The sequence below is a fragment of the Halapricum sp. CBA1109 genome (assembly GCF_009741825.1).
Taxonomy (GTDB): domain Archaea; phylum Halobacteriota; class Halobacteria; order Halobacteriales; family Haloarculaceae; genus Halapricum.
Window position 1 is genome coordinate 1 of sequence record NZ_WPCA01000077.1, and the last position, 13,246, is coordinate 13,246.

Annotated in this window: 14 protein-coding genes and 3 pseudogenes; 7 read left to right on the plus strand and 10 right to left on the minus strand. The window is 63.8% G+C overall.

The window, feature by feature from the left end; translation table 11 throughout:
- From GJ629_RS09650 to GJ629_RS09665, 4 genes are all read right to left on the minus strand, one after another.
- Nucleotides 1–1,312: sugar phosphate nucleotidyltransferase (locus GJ629_RS09650; RefSeq protein WP_157512777.1), on the minus strand; the 1,312-nt coding region annotated here is incomplete at its 3' end.
- Between the two features lie 90 nt (nt 1,313–1,402).
- Nucleotides 1,403–1,702, minus strand: coding sequence for a DUF5615 family PIN-like protein (locus GJ629_RS09655; protein WP_157512778.1), 300 nt, complete (start codon nt 1,700–1,702; stop codon nt 1,403–1,405).
- A gap of 3 nt (nt 1,703–1,705) precedes the next feature.
- Nucleotides 1,706–2,017 carry a DUF433 domain-containing protein gene (locus GJ629_RS09660; protein WP_231754578.1) on the minus strand — a complete coding sequence of 104 codons (312 nt, stop codon included), beginning with the start codon at nt 2,015–2,017 and terminating at the stop codon, nt 1,706–1,708.
- 120 nt (nt 2,018–2,137) lie between these two features.
- Nucleotides 2,138–2,998 (minus strand): CheF family chemotaxis protein, encoded by an 861-nt coding sequence (locus tag GJ629_RS09665; RefSeq protein WP_157512779.1) that lies wholly within the window; start codon nt 2,996–2,998, stop codon nt 2,138–2,140.
- Between the two features lie 127 nt (nt 2,999–3,125).
- Here GJ629_RS09665 and GJ629_RS09670 point away from each other — a divergent pair.
- The 3 genes and pseudogenes from GJ629_RS09670 to GJ629_RS09680 all read left to right on the plus strand — a co-directional run bounded on the left by GJ629_RS09670 (nt 3,126) and on the right by GJ629_RS09680 (nt 5,470).
- A pseudogene (locus GJ629_RS09670) lies at nt 3,126–4,117 on the plus strand (aldo/keto reductase).
- Between the two features lie 152 nt (nt 4,118–4,269).
- Nucleotides 4,270–4,962: a nucleotidyltransferase domain-containing protein gene (locus GJ629_RS09675; protein WP_157512780.1), complete on the plus strand. Its 693-nt coding sequence runs from the start codon at nt 4,270–4,272 to the stop codon at nt 4,960–4,962.
- Nucleotides 4,955–5,470, plus strand: a complete 516-nt coding sequence (locus tag GJ629_RS09680; RefSeq protein ID WP_157512790.1) for a DNA-binding protein — start codon at nt 4,955–4,957, stop codon at nt 5,468–5,470. Before GJ629_RS09675 ends, GJ629_RS09680 begins: the two co-directional genes overlap by 8 nt.
- 146 nt (nt 5,471–5,616) lie before the next feature.
- On the opposite strand, the gene GJ629_RS09685 is transcribed toward GJ629_RS09680, so the two are convergent.
- Nucleotides 5,617–6,906: a M48 family metallopeptidase gene (locus GJ629_RS09685; RefSeq protein ID WP_157512781.1), complete on the minus strand. Its 1,290-nt coding sequence runs from the start codon at nt 6,904–6,906 to the stop codon at nt 5,617–5,619.
- Nucleotides 6,907–6,989: 83 nt separating this feature from the next.
- Here GJ629_RS09685 and GJ629_RS16195 point away from each other — a divergent pair, with 83 nt between their 5' ends.
- Nucleotides 6,990–7,163 carry a hypothetical protein gene (locus GJ629_RS16195; protein WP_197428535.1) on the plus strand — a complete coding sequence of 58 codons (174 nt, stop codon included), beginning with the start codon at nt 6,990–6,992 and terminating at the stop codon, nt 7,161–7,163.
- 65 nt (nt 7,164–7,228) lie between these two features.
- Here the strand turns inward: GJ629_RS16195 and GJ629_RS09690 are convergent, their stop codons facing one another.
- A complete protein-coding gene (locus GJ629_RS09690) occupies nt 7,229–7,423 on the minus strand; it encodes a cold-shock protein (RefSeq protein ID WP_157512782.1) in 195 nt (64 codons plus the stop codon).
- 96 nt (nt 7,424–7,519) lie between these two features.
- Between GJ629_RS09690 and glgP the strand changes: the two genes are divergently transcribed.
- Entirely contained in the window at nt 7,520–9,241 is a 1,722-nt protein-coding gene (gene glgP, locus GJ629_RS09695) for an alpha-glucan family phosphorylase (RefSeq protein WP_157512783.1), read from the plus strand.
- 76 nt (nt 9,242–9,317) lie between these two features.
- On the opposite strand, the gene GJ629_RS09700 is transcribed toward glgP, so the two are convergent.
- From GJ629_RS09700 to GJ629_RS17985, 4 genes and pseudogenes are all read right to left on the minus strand, one after another.
- Entirely contained in the window at nt 9,318–10,565 is a 1,248-nt protein-coding gene (locus tag GJ629_RS09700; protein ID WP_157512784.1) for an RNA-guided endonuclease TnpB family protein, read from the minus strand.
- Between the two features lie 94 nt (nt 10,566–10,659).
- On the minus strand, nt 10,660–11,133 hold the full coding sequence (locus tag GJ629_RS09705) for a type II toxin-antitoxin system VapC family toxin (RefSeq protein ID WP_157512785.1): 474 nt from the start codon (nt 11,131–11,133) through the stop codon (nt 10,660–10,662).
- Complete coding sequence (locus tag GJ629_RS09710; protein ID WP_157512786.1) at nt 11,120–11,398, minus strand: antitoxin VapB family protein; 279 nt, start codon at nt 11,396–11,398, stop codon at nt 11,120–11,122. Before GJ629_RS09710 ends, GJ629_RS09705 begins: the two co-directional genes overlap by 14 nt.
- Nucleotides 11,399–11,576: 178 nt before the next feature.
- Nucleotides 11,577–11,795: pseudogene (locus GJ629_RS17985) on the minus strand (aldehyde dehydrogenase family protein); the annotation flags it as partial.
- Between the two features lie 176 nt (nt 11,796–11,971).
- On the opposite strand from GJ629_RS17985, the gene GJ629_RS09720 reads away from it, so the two are divergent.
- Both GJ629_RS09720 and rnhB read left to right on the plus strand, forming a co-directional pair.
- Nucleotides 11,972–13,036, plus strand: a complete 1,065-nt coding sequence (locus tag GJ629_RS09720) for an ATP-binding protein (RefSeq protein WP_157512788.1) — start codon at nt 11,972–11,974, stop codon at nt 13,034–13,036.
- Nucleotides 13,037–13,097: 61 nt separating this feature from the next.
- Nucleotides 13,098–13,246, plus strand: a pseudogene (gene rnhB / locus GJ629_RS09725) (ribonuclease HII); the annotation flags it as partial.

Here is a 13,246-nt window from a genome sequence, read left to right on the forward strand (position 1 = left end):
CCGAGAGCGCGCGCCCGCCGAGTCGTAGCCCCGATACTCCAGTTTCGAGACGACCGTGGACGAGGACGTCCAAGGTGTCGCTCCCGCGGCCGACGGCGCCGATAATCCCGCACATCAGCGACGCCACCTCCGTTCGCTCGCCGACGTGCCCGTCGACGGCGGTGCCGGTGTGGAGGTGGGCGGCTCGGGGCCGACCAGCCGACCCCGGGTGGAAACCGTGAACTGCCCCGTCCGCGCGGGCCCGGTCGGCGATGACGGCCCCAAGTCGCTCGTCCTCGAAGATGGACGTGCCGACCCGCACGTCGGCCGGGGCGCCCGAGACGACCGTGTTCGGCCCGAGATAGACGTCCTGTCCGGTCACGGTATCGAGCAGCGTCGACCCGGGCCGGACGCGGGTGTCGGCGTCGAGGACGCTGCGCTCGACGGTCGTGTTCGCGCCGACGGTGACGTTGCGGCCCAGCGCGGTGGTCGGCCCGACGACGGCACCGGGACCGACCTCGCAGTCCGGCCCGACGACGACCGGTGGCTGGAGCGTCGCCGTCTCGTGGACGATGGCCGTCTCGTCGACCCAGACGCCCGACTCCCGCTCGGGTTCGTCCGTCAGCCCGTGGCTCAGGACCTCGTTCCCGACCGTCAGCAGGTCCCACGGGTAGGTCGCGTCGACCCAGAGGCCGCTGGTCTCGACGCCCCGGACCCGGCCGGCCGCTATCTCGCGGGCGATGGTGTCGGTCAGGGCGAGTTCACCCTCCTGTCGCGGTGTGTCGTCGATGGCCGCGAATATCGAGTCGTCGAAGGCGTAGATACCGGCGTTGATCAGCCGATACTCGTCGGTCGTCGGCTTCTCGATTATCTCCTCGACGAAGCCGTCTCTGAGCGTGACAGCGCCGTACTGCTTGGTGTTCTGGTTCTCCAAGACCGCGAGCGTCGGTTCGCCCTCGCCGGCGTCGAAAGCGTCACAGACGTCCTCGACGATGCCGCTGTCGATCAGGCAGTCGCCGTTGACGACCAGCATCGCGTCCTCGACGTAGTCGCGGGCCTGCAGGAGGGCGTGCCCGCTACCCAGTTGCTTGTCCTGGCGGACGTACGTCAGCGGCACGTCGCGGTATCTCGGGCCGAAGTGGTTCTGGACGCGGTCGTGTTTGTACCCCACGACGATCACGACGCGCTCGGCTCCGGACTCGACCAGCGCGTCGAGTACGTACTCCAGTATCGGGCGGTTGGCGGCCGGCAGCATCGGCTTCGGGCGGTTCCGGGTCAGCGGCCGGAGCCGCATTCCCTCGCCGGCGGCCAAGACGACTGCAGTGTGGACCATACCGACCGAACGACCACCACGAACCTTAACCTTCTGGGCGCGACACGTTCTGCGCTCGCTCTTCGTGGCTCGTTGTGGCCGGGCCGTAGTTTACAGCCACTCCTCACCGACGTATTCGAGGCCCTGCAACTCCGTCTGTGGGTAGCTCTGAGAAACAGTATCGATTATATCCGCGACCTGCTTGACCGAGAGCGTCGCATCGTCGAAATACAGTACCGCTCGGTACGTTCCTTCGTCCACCGCGAGTACGAAGTCGTCGTCGTACGTAACGATCACACGGTCGGTATCGAGTGAGTACTGTGCAATCGGATAGTCGGCGGTCCCCTTTCCAAGCTCGGGCACGAAATCAACGTGTTCGACGTTCTCGTCGAGGATGAGCCGATACACCATCGATCAGTTCGTGGGTGGCGTGAGTGAGGACCGCTCTTTGGCTTCGGCGGCGGCTCGCTCGTGACGCTCCTTGACCCGTCGCATCTCCGCGGGATTGTTGTGATAGTACGCGAGCGCCTCGTAGACGTCTGCGATGTCTAGGTTGTACCGCTCGGCGACTCGTTCGGGAGTGAGACCACGTTTTTCGACGCGGACGTGTATATCTCGGACGGTGATACGGCTCCCCTCTATGTGGGGCTCCTCGTGAATATCCGAGTCCTCAGCGGCTACGATTCGATACTGCTGCGTTGCCATCAGTAGGCGATAGGTCCCCATCGGTATTGAAACCTCGCCGAAACGAGCGTCTTTCCTTCTCCAGTATCCGTCCTCGGATGTGAATCGGTCGTCAGAACGAAAGATACTGCGGGCTTTTTACTGTCTCCCCTTGTGAGCACATTATCGATCCCCTATCGCCTCGCCGGCGACTTGCCGCCCCTGCGGGGTCAGCGCCACCTCCGTCCGCTCGCGTTCGACCTGTACCACGTCGTACTCGATCAACTGGTCGACTATCTCTTCGGCCTTCTCGACGTCCAGCCCGACGAAATCCGGGATGTCGAACGGCGAGACGCCCGAGTGTAAGGCCATGATGACCTGTTTTTCGGTCCCGCTCAGGTCGAGGTTCGCGCGGTGGCGCTCGACGCCCTCCTCCAGCAGCGACCCGAGGACGGCCGTGTGGTGTGGTTCGCCCGTGATGTGGGTCTCGACGCTGCGGCCCTCCTCGGTGTGTTCGACCTCGTAGACCGTCCGCTCGCGGTCCTGAATCGTTCTTTCGTCGGTCCCGACGTCGCCGATGTCGTCGCGGTCGATGGTCACCTGCTGGCCGTCTGCCATCGCCAGTCTGACGTCCTCCTCGGATATCTTGATCTTCGCCTTGGTCCACTCGACGGACTGGACGACGCCGCCCTCGACGGCGGGGTGTTGGACCAGCAGGATGCCGTTGTTCAGCGAGGCCTTGTACAGCGCCGTCTCGAACTCCGCCTGTTCGCCCGTCGAGACGAGGTAGACGTCGCCGTCGGCCCGCAGGGCGGTGTAACTGCTCTCGCCCGCGGCCGCTTGGTTGACATCGACGCGGTCGTTGACCCGTTCGAGTTCGTCGATTGCGATCTGGTTTTTCTCGTCGGCGATCAACACGACCCGTTCGGTGGTCAGGACCACGCGCGCCGCTCCCCAGTCGGCGGTGTGGTCCTCGCGGCCGTCCCTGACCGCCTGCATGAACTGCCCGCGGTCGTCGAACAGTTTGTGTTCCTCGCCACTCATATCGGTCCGTCTCTACCAGAACTACCCGTGGCTCCCGATTAGCCTTTACGCCTAGTTATCAGGATTGAGTTGGCCCCGCCAGCCCCGGGCCAGCACATACTTGTCCGCCCCGCTCCCGTACTGAGATATGGACCTCGATTTCGTCCCGCTCGGGAGGACCGGGCTACAGGTGAGCGAACTGGCTTTCGGTACGTGGCGGTTCGGCCGCGAGACCGATCAGGGCACCGTCGAGATAGACGAGGACCGGGCCTACGAACTGCTCGACGCCTACGAGGCCGCCGGCGGGCGCTTTATCGACACCGCCGACATCTACGGCGACGGCGACAGCGAGACGTGGATCGGCAACTGGCTGGCCGAACGCGACCGCGCCGAGTACGTCGTCGCCTCGAAGGTGTACTGGCCGACCCGCGAGGACAACCCCAACTTCTCGGGGCTCTCGCGAACGCACCTCCGCCGGCAGGTCGACGCCATCCTCGACCGCCTCGGGACCGAGTATCTCGACGTCCTCTACATCCACCGCTGGGACGAGGACACCCCCGCCGAGGAACTGATGCGCACCCTCGACGACCTCGTCGCCGACGGCAAAGTGAACTACCTCGGCGCGTCGACGCACGTCCCCAACGCGTGGCGCATCGCCAAGGCCAACGAACTCGCCGACCGGAAGGGCTACGAACCGTTCACCGTCTCCCAACCGCGGTACAACCTCGTCAACCGCGAAGTCGAGGACACCTACCTCGATATGTGCGCCGACTACGGTATCGAACTCTCGCCGTGGAGCCCCCTCGCACAGGGCGTCCTCACGGGCAAGTACAGCCGCGAGGACCGCGACCCCGAGTCCTCGACCGCCTCCGAGGACGAGGGCTGGAAGGAGTACTACCTCACCGACGAGAACTTCGAGGTGGTCGACGAGGTGCGGGCCGTCGCCGACGAACTCGACGCCACCCCCGCACAGGTCAGCCTCGCGTGGCTCGCCCACCACGACCAGGTCGCCGCACCGATCATCGGCGCCCGCACCGTCGAGCAACTGGAGGAGAATCTCGCGCCGCCGAGTTGGAGCTCTCCGACGAGCAGTTCCAACGGCTCGCCGACAGCAAAGAGTCGCCGCTCGCGGGTATCTAAGGGCTGTTTTCTTCGGCGTTGTTGAATCACAACGATTCAACACAGCCCGCTGAAGATACTGGCGCGATTGGATAGCCCACACCGCAGACAATATCAACCAAACTCGATATAACATATGAAGTTTAAATATCTAGCCGTCCGAACAGTTTTGTATGAACAGTAAATCGAATACCAGCAAGGGAGATGGAGCGACGATATCGATTGATATCCCCGCACAGGACGCGGATATATTCAAAAGTCAGGCCGTCCACGATGTCCTGTCTTTTTTAAGTCGTTATCATTCCGACGAGTTCTCGATCACTGAACTGACGAACGCAGTAGACTACTCTCAACCGACCATTACCAAGGGCGTCGATATCTTAGCCGCCAACAATCTCGTTGTTGACCGGCGCGACGGGAACAGGCGACTGGTACAAATCAACTCTGGGCGGTTATCTCGACCGGACGATCCGATCCTGCAGGTTCCCCAGGCCGAATTCCACACGCCAGTCCGCACAGCCATCGACGAATTGATCGAACAACTCGACGACGTCGTCGGGATTATCCTGTACGGGAGTGTTTCGCGTGGCGACGCTGACCGCCGGAGTGACATCGACCTCTGGGTTCTCGTCGAAGACGACCGGATGGCGAACCAACGAACCGCGAACCGCGTTCGACAAGCCCTCGAAGACCGGGAATTTGACACCGGTCGGTACGCATACGACATCGACGTCGAATCATTGTCAGCAGTCCCGAACTACACTGACGACCTCCGCGACGTACTCGACGACGGCCTCGTCGTCTACGATTCCGAGAAATTCGACACCGTTCGAAAGATGGTCTTCCACGGTGACTTCGATGCGTAGGGAATCTGACCCACAAGCCATCGTGGACGCACTCGCCGCTGCCATCGACGCATTCAACGAAGAAGGATACGGCATCCCGACCTACGAAGACGCAATCGATTCCGACGCCGACTGGAAAACCCAGCTGACGAAAGCATGCCGGCTGCTGGCGGCGGTCGATGCGCTCTCCGCTCAAGGCTTCTACACCGCGACAATCGAACTGTGCTTCGGTGCGACCGAACGCTCAGTCGAAGCCTACGCTCTAGCCGAAGGTGGCGACGATCTCGAGGACTTTCACGACCACACCACCTGCTACGACCGCGCAACCGCTCTGGGCCTCCTCTCCGAAACGACAACACGTGACCTCCGACAACTGTACGACACCAACCGCACAGACAGTTACTACGGCGGCCGACGTCCGACAGAACGTCAAGCAGAGACAATGCAGCAACTCGCTCGCAGCGTCCACGAGTACGTCACCGATCAAGTCCGGGAAGGCGGCGTATGCGTCTGTGACTCTCCGGATTGACGGGCCCGGGTTCACATCCAGCCCACACCGGTGAGTAACACGGGGAGATCGGCAACGCGAGGGTGATGTGGTGGTCTACAGCATCAAGCGGACCGTGAAACAGTGAACCACACCGCGTTATGGCGATTCACCACAGCCGTTTTTTCTCACGCCGGCCGACCGCCGGCCGCCTCCCCGCCGTCCTCGGCCGCGTCGCCGCCCCACTCCTCGATGTACCGGATGCGCTCGGGCACCGGCGGGTGGGTGTAGTGGAACGTCGCGTAGAGGGGGTGCGGGAACGGGTTCGAGAGGTTCTCGCTGGTCAGGTCCGCCAGCGCGTCCGCCAGCGGCTTGCCCGCGCCCATCACGTCGATGGCGAAGCTGTCGGCCTCCCGTTCGTGGGCCAGCGAGAGCTTGTTCTCCAGCGGGGCGGTCCAGCGCAACAGCGGGCTGATCCACAGCACCGCTAACAGGAGGCCGGCGTAACTCGTCTCGGCGACGCCGAACATCTCGTAGAGGAACGGCTGGTCGAGCAGCCACCACAAAAGCGTGAAGACGACGCCCATCCGGACGGTCTGACTGAGCAGTTGCTTCCAGATGTGGGACTTTTTCCAGTGGGCGAGTTCGTGCGCGAGGACGCCTTTTATCTCCTCGATACCGGTCTGCTCGACCAGCGTGTCGAAGAGGACGACCCGTTTGGCCGCTCCGAAGCCGACGAAGTAGGCGTTGGCGTGGCTGGAGCGACTGGAGGCGTCCATCACGTACGTCTGGTCGCAGGTGAACCCCGCGCGCTCGAAGACGTCGTCGACGGCCGCGGCCAACTCGCCCTCCTCGATGGGGTCGAAGTCGTAGAACAGCGGCGCGATGACGCGGGGGTAGATGACCAGCATCGACAGCGAGAAGGCGACGAACAGCGCCAGCGCGGCCAGCCACCAGAGGTCCGGCAGCGCCCCGATGACGAACAGCACGGCCGCGGCGACGACGGCCGCGATGACCGCGCCGACGGCCGTCCCGACGAGTTTGTCCCGCAGCCACAGCCGCGGGGACTGCTGGTTGAAGCCGAACAGTTCCTCGACGACGAAGGTGCTGTAGAGGTCGAAGGGCGCGCTGGCAACCTGCGCGAGGACGACGAGGCTGACGAAGAAGACGACGCCGGCCGCGAGCGGCGGCAGTCCCAGCCCCGCGACGGCGTCGACGGCGTCGGCGAACAGCCCGCTGTAGAGGACGAGCAACGTCACGCCGAGGCTCACCCACGTCCGGACCAGCGACAGCCCCGTCGTCGCCCGCTGGTAGCCGAGCAGTTCGTCCGGGTCTTCGACGCCGAGTCGGTCCCGCACCCACTCGCTGCGGGCCGCGACGGTGGCGGCCCCGTAGCGGTAGTTCAGTATCGAGAGCCCGCTGAAGAAGGCCTCCGTCCCGACGAGCAACAGGAGGAAGGCGACGTGGTATTCGAGCATATTCGACCGTTGGTGTCGAGACACGAGAAGGTGACGGCGTCCGCCCACATCGTATTTACTGCCGTAGTGTGAACACCACTGCTATGGAAGAGGAGGCTTGGCGCTCGGTCGACGTGATCAAGAACAAGCGGGGTGAGCCACACGTCCTCCAGCAGAAGGTGACGGTCTACACCGCGGGGATGACCAACGAATCATCGGGGTACACAAAGCCGATGACCGAACACCGGCTGGTGCCGTTGGACTCCGTTACGAAGTAGCGCGGCCGCTGTCGGCCGTGAAGAATGGAAAATTCTGTTTGTTCCGAGTCGACGAAACGTCCGCCTTACAGGCGAGTGACGTTGGTCGCGCGCGGACCCTTGGGGGCCTGCTCGATGTCGAACTCTAGTTCCTGTCCTTCCTCGAGGTCCGGGCCGCCAACGTCTTCCATGTGGAAGAAAACGTCCTCGTCCGCGTCCTCTGTCTCGATGAAACCGTAACCGCCAGTGTCGTTGAAGAAATCAACCGTACCTTTCGCCATTGCAACTACAGAGTGGTCGGCACGGTAAATAAACGTTGCGCGTCACCTCGTGGGCATCCAGCAACACCTAAACCAACGCTGTGAGAACGGGTCAGTATGACGACAGACCACGCGAGGGCGGCCGACTCCGCTCACGAGGGGACGATTGCCTATGTGAGTATGGAGTTCGGGCTGGAGAACGGGATGAACACCTACAACGGCGGCCTCGGCATCCTCGCCGGGGACGTGGTCCGCGGGTTCGCGGACCTCGGCGTCGACGCCGTCGGCGTGACGCTACTCAACGACGAGGGGCTGGGCGAGCAGTTCCTCGACGACGACGGCACCCAGCACACCGAACCGGCCCCGTGGCCGGTCGCGGAGTTCTGTGACCCGCTGGACGCGACGACGTCCGTCGACATCGGCCCCGAGACGGTCGAGGTCGGCGCGTGGCGTTACGACGTTACTTCGGAGTTCGGCGACACCGTCCCGGTGATTATGCTCGACACCGACCGGGAGGAAAACAGCGAGTGGGCGCGGGACCTCACCAAGCGCGTCTACGCGCCCGGTCGGGACAAGCGGTTCCAGTTGGCGGCCGAACTCGTCCTCGGCATCGGCGGTGTCCGGATGCTGGACGAACTAGGCTACGACGTGGGGACCTACCATATGAACGAGGGCCACGCCAGTTTCCTCACGCTCGAACTGCTCGACCGCGCCGACCTCGACGCCGAGGCGGTCCGCGAGCAGTGCGTGTTCACGACGCACACGCCCGTCGCGGCCGCCCACGAGGAGTTCCACTACGACCTGCTCGGCGAACTCGCCGGCGACCTCGTCCCCCTCGACACGGTCCGGGAGCACAGCGCCGAGGGGATGGTCCACACGACGCGGCTGGCGCTGAACCTCTCACGGTACGTCAACGGCGTCGCCAAACGCCACCAGGAGGTCTCCCGGGAGATGTTCCCAGACCACGCCGAGGCAATCGACGCCGTCACCAACGGCGCGCACGTCCCGACGTGGGTCGGCGACCACGTCGCGTCGCTGTTCGACGAACACCTCCGCAACTGGCGGCGCTTCCCGACGAAACTCCAGCACGCGACGCTGATCGACCGCGAAGACATCTGGACCGCCCACCGCGAGGAGAAGGCCGAACTGATCGAGTACGTCGCCGACCGCCAGAGCGTCGACCTCGATCCGGACGTGCTGACGCTTGGCTTTGCCCGGCGGGCGGTGCCGTACAAGCGCGCGCCGCTGTTGTTCGAGGACGTCGACCGCCTGCGCGAGGTCGTCGCCCGCGCCGGCGACCTGCAGGTCGTCTACGCCGGCAAGGCGTTCCCCGGCGACGACCTCGGCGGCGAGATCATCCGGGAGATACACCGCTACGCCGACGAACTGGACGAGGAGATACCGATCACGTACCTCGAGGACTACGACATGGAGATGGGTGCGAAACTCACCGCCGGCGTCGACGTCTGGCTCAACAACCCTCGGCGGCCCCGCGAGGCCTCGGGCACGTCCGGGATGAAGGCGGCGTTCAACGGCGTCCCGCAGTTCTCGACGGTCGACGGCTGGTGGGTCGAGGGGCACATCGAGGGCGAGACTGGGTGGGCCATCGGGCCCGACCCCCACACCGCCCGCGAACAGCGGATGACCGACGCGCGGGAGGACCTCGTCGACGCGACGGCACTGTACGACACCCTCGAAGCGGACATCCTGCCGACCTACTACGACGACCACGAGCGCTGGACCGCGATCATGCAGAACGCTATCGCGTTCAACGGCTCCCGGTACCACGCCCGCCGGATGATCGAGGAGTACCTCGCCGACGCCTACGACCCGGCGTAAACTACCCCACCCTACTCCCTCGGCGCATACGCGCCTCGGTCCTTGAGGGTGGGGCTTTGATGTGGACTCCCGGCAATCAGTCACCAGCAATAGGCCGGTGACTCTCGCCGTTCAACGTCCCACCATTCACACGCAGGTCTACTTCTGCGTCTCCGCTCCCCGACTTGGGCGAGGAACGGAGTCTGTGTGTCCGCTTTCGGGCGTACCGTAGCCCGATATTCTTCGCACCGTTGTAATCCGCGTTCACCTCGTAGCCACACTTCTGGCAACAGAAGTGTTCTCCGTGGCGGTTGCCCTCGTGCGTGAATCCACAATCCGTCCGAGAACAGCGTTGAGACGTGTGGTTCGGTTCGACTTGCTCCACGGAGATGCCCTGTTCGGGCGCTTTGTAGGAGACGTACTCGTAGAGGCGTCGGAACGCCCAAACGTGGTGCCACTTCGCCTGCGGAAGCCGCTCTCGAATGTCGGTCAACTCCTCGAACACAATAACGTCGCAGTCGTGTTCGACAGCTTCCGCGACAAGTTCGTTAGCGACCGTGTGGATGTACTGTTTCCGCCACGCTTCTTCGCGCTTCCCGAGGCGAAGCAAGGCGTTGTGCGCGGTTTGTGTGCCGCGCTGTTGCATCTCACCACGCCGCTTCTCAAACTCACGGCACCAGTGGTCGTAGTCGTCTCCCTGCCAGAACGTACCGGTCGAGGAGACTGCCAACGAGTTGACGCCGAGGTCGATACCGAGGACCGTTTGGTCGGGGTGCCCGGTATCTTCCGAAACCTCTGCGTCACCGTCTATCCGCCGCGTCGAGAGTTGGATGTAGAACTCGTCGTCCACCGCGTCGTATCGAACCGTACTTTCGCGGAACTCGTAGTCCTCGGAGAGAACGTACCGCTCGTAGGGCGTCGGGCTGTCTGCCGGGAGAACGAACGATGGTTCTACCCGCCCCTCGACGGTTGCCAGCGACACCTTGTTGCGGTAGAAGGTCGCGCTCCGTGCGTCGTAGTCCATCGTTTCAGCGGTAAACGTCGGGCAAGAGACACGCTGCCCTTTCTTCCACCGTTCGACACACGCTTTGACGGCTTCGACGGCGCGTTTGATGGCAGCTTGGACGAGTTGTGCCTGTAGGTCTGTCTCCTCACGAAGTTCGGAGTAGAGTACGTCACGAACCTGTCTCTTGTTGGTTCTGCACTCAGTGTAGGTGGTGTCGGACCAACAGTAGTCGGCGGTTCGGTTCGCGCAATACAGGTATTGCTCGGCAGTTCGGTGGAGTGCATCACGTTGCTCGTCGGAAAGGTCGAGTTTCACGACGGCAGTTCGACGCACGCCCATAACTTCAGAGAGTACCTGACGGTACTTATACATTCGGGAGTCAGTCGGTCGCAGTATGCCGGTTGTGTCGTACCATGTCGGTTTCCTCTCCGGCCTACTCACTCCCTTTGCTACGCTTCGGTCGCTCCTTGAGGCCGGAGGCTCCACCTCGAAAACGCTGATCCGACCGATACGTCTCCACGGCGACGCCGTCGAACGACTCGAAGTCTTCGACGTTCTCGGTCACGACCGTCGCGCCCCGCTCTCTCGCAACCGCCGCGATCAGCAAGTCCCCGGTGAGGGCGTTTATGTTGTCCTGATTGACGCTCTCGTCCCGGTGTAAGGCTGCTTCCAACTCCCCGGCTGCGATGGCGTGGTCTATGCTGAACGGCACGATACGCACCCACTCGAACGTGGCGAGTATCTCCTCGCGGTCGAGTTTCCCCTGTAGTTCGCGGCCGACCGCAATCTCCTTCAGGTTCAGTGTGGTCGTGGCGAACTCGGCCTCCTCGTGTCCTTCGAGGTAGGCCCGAACGTCGTCCTCGCCGGCCCAGTAGCGGATGAGAAAGGTCGTATCAAGCAGTTTCATCGTCGGTGTTTCGCTCGGCGAGTTCCTCGATGGCCCGCCGTTGCCTGTCCGCAAGTCCCTCGCCCGTTCGCTCACGGGACTGCTCAACTGCTTCCCGAAGTGCCGCCGCCTCGTCCCCGTCGAGGGTCCCGAACCCCTCGCGCCAGTCAGGCGTCGTCTCGTCGAGTAGTCGGTCCACGAACTCGGTGAAGCTCTCGTCGTCCCGCTTGCGGGCGTCGAGGCGTTCGTACACCTCCTCCCTGATACCGATGGTCTTCGTGCCCATATTTTGTGTTTGTGTACGCAAACACAAATCGGTCACGGTGGTCTTACAGGATAATCGACCTCTTGCGGCGCATCTGTTCGATGGAGGTGTGGATACCCCCGCGGTTGATTCCGGAGGCGTCGTTGCCGCCGAAGGGGATGTCGCCGAGGCCGTGAGAGGGCGCGCCGCCGGCCGATGAGACGGGCTTGCCAGCCTCACGGACGATGGTTTCGGACAGTTCCTCCGCGCGCGCTTCGATAGCGTCGGCGATGGCTTCGAGCCACCGTGCGCGCTCGACCGGTGTCGTCTCCCGCATCGGCCGCTGTGCTCGCTCGGCCGCGGCCAGCGCCTTGTCCGTTTGCTCGCGGTGGGCCGCGGCGACGGTGCCGAGCGTGCCGCCCTCGGCGAGGCCCCGCACCTCGATGCTGTCGCCTCCTGCTTGCCACTCCCCGTCGATGTACAACTACTCGCTGTCTGTCATATGGTCCCTGTTCACACTGTTCGGGCAAGAGTATTCCCCCGGACGCACTCTCACCCGATGTCCCTTCCCAGTTTGGCGGCACTTCTTTACTAACCGACAGACAATCACGACGTATGGACCGGACGGCAGTGTACGACGCGTCCCCGTTGCTCGTGGCGACACTCGGGGTCGTGTTGTTCGTCGCTGCCGGGAGCCACCACCTGACGGAGGTCACAACGGTCGATCAACTGGGCGGACCGCTGCTGGCGTTTGCTATCGACGGTGTTCCGGCGCTGGGCCTCGTCTACGGCGGATACTATCTGGCTCACACGGCGTTTCATCCGATCAACAACTGGCGCGTGTTCGCCGCGACGGTGGCCGGAACACTTCTCGTCGGCGGGATGGTCGCGTTCAGCATCGCCATCCGCCTCAGCGAGGGCCGGACGCTCGCCGAACCGACGTTTGAACTCCTGTTGGCGGCGACGACCGGTGCTGTCGCGGGCTTTCTTGCTGGCTACTACAGCGCACGGTCCCGGGAGAGCGCTCGCGAAGCGACCCAGGCGATGGCGACGCTGTCGTTCACCAACAGTGTCCTCCGCCACGACATCAAAAACGATATGACGGTCATCCGGGGACACGCGAACGCCATCGACGACGCGGACGGCGACGCTACCCGCATTGAGGAGTCCACGTCGATCATCACCGACCGTATCGAGGCGGTGCTCGACACCATCGAATCGACCGGGGCAATCGCCGAGACGCTGTCGGCGGACCCCGATTTCACGACGGTCGACCTCGCGTCGGTCGTCAGCGATACCGTCGACCACGCCGACGACTCCCTGCCCGGGACCGTCACCGCCGACACGCCGGGGACGGCCGAGATACACGCAAACGAAGCCGTCCGGACGGTCGTCTCGAACCTGATCGAGAACGGTATCGAACACAACGACACCGACGACCCGGCCGTCCACGTCACGGTCGAACCGGCGGCCGACGGTGTGATACTCCGCGTCCTCGACAACGGGCCCGGTGTCCCCGACGCGGAGAAGCGCGACCTGTTCGAGCCACGGTCGGACGACACCGGAAGCGGCGGCCTCTACGTCGTCTCGACGCTGGTCGAGAACTACGGCGGCGACATCCGTATCGAGGACAACGAGCCCCGCGGCGCGACCTTTGTCGTCGAGTTCCCGCGGCCCTAGCCGGTGTGGACGACGTCGACGACCGCAAACGCTAAACCCGGTGGACACACACCGCAAGCGTATGCGATTCGGTGTCGACGAGGCCGGCAAGGGCCCCGTGCTCGGGTCGATGTTCGCCGCGGCGGTCCGGGCCGACCCGGCGGACCTGCCGGCCGACGTCGGTGACTCAAAGACCATCGACGCCGAGCGACGCGAGGAACTCGCCGCCGA

Coding starts and splice junctions, on each gene's coding strand:
- GJ629_RS09660 (WP_231754578.1), bottom strand. CDS start 2,017: ATGGGGACCTATCGCCTACTGATGGCAACGCAGCAGTATCGAATCGTA.
- GJ629_RS16195 (WP_197428535.1), top strand. CDS start 6,990: ATGGAAGAGGAGGCTTGGCGCTCGGTCGACGTGATCAAGAACAAGCGG.
- GJ629_RS09680 (WP_157512790.1), top strand. CDS start 4,955: ATGCGTAGGGAATCTGACCCACAAGCCATCGTGGACGCACTCGCCGCT.
- GJ629_RS09675 (WP_157512780.1), top strand. CDS start 4,270: ATGAACAGTAAATCGAATACCAGCAAGGGAGATGGAGCGACGATATCG.
- GJ629_RS09665 (WP_157512779.1), bottom strand. CDS start 2,998: ATGAGTGGCGAGGAACACAAACTGTTCGACGACCGCGGGCAGTTCATG.
- GJ629_RS09655 (WP_157512778.1), bottom strand. CDS start 1,702: ATGGTGTATCGGCTCATCCTCGACGAGAACGTCGAACACGTTGATTTC.
- GJ629_RS09700 (WP_157512784.1), bottom strand. CDS start 10,565: ATGGGCGTGCGTCGAACTGCCGTCGTGAAACTCGACCTTTCCGACGAG.
- GJ629_RS09690 (WP_157512782.1), bottom strand. CDS start 7,423: ATGGCGAAAGGTACGGTTGATTTCTTCAACGACACTGGCGGTTACGGT.
- GJ629_RS09705 (WP_157512785.1), bottom strand. CDS start 11,133: ATGAAACTGCTTGATACGACCTTTCTCATCCGCTACTGGGCCGGCGAG.
- GJ629_RS09710 (WP_157512786.1), bottom strand. CDS start 11,398: ATGGGCACGAAGACCATCGGTATCAGGGAGGAGGTGTACGAACGCCTC.
- GJ629_RS09720 (WP_157512788.1), top strand. CDS start 11,972: ATGGACCGGACGGCAGTGTACGACGCGTCCCCGTTGCTCGTGGCGACA.
- GJ629_RS09685 (WP_157512781.1), bottom strand. CDS start 6,906: ATGCTCGAATACCACGTCGCCTTCCTCCTGTTGCTCGTCGGGACGGAG.
- glgP (WP_157512783.1), top strand. CDS start 7,520: ATGACGACAGACCACGCGAGGGCGGCCGACTCCGCTCACGAGGGGACG.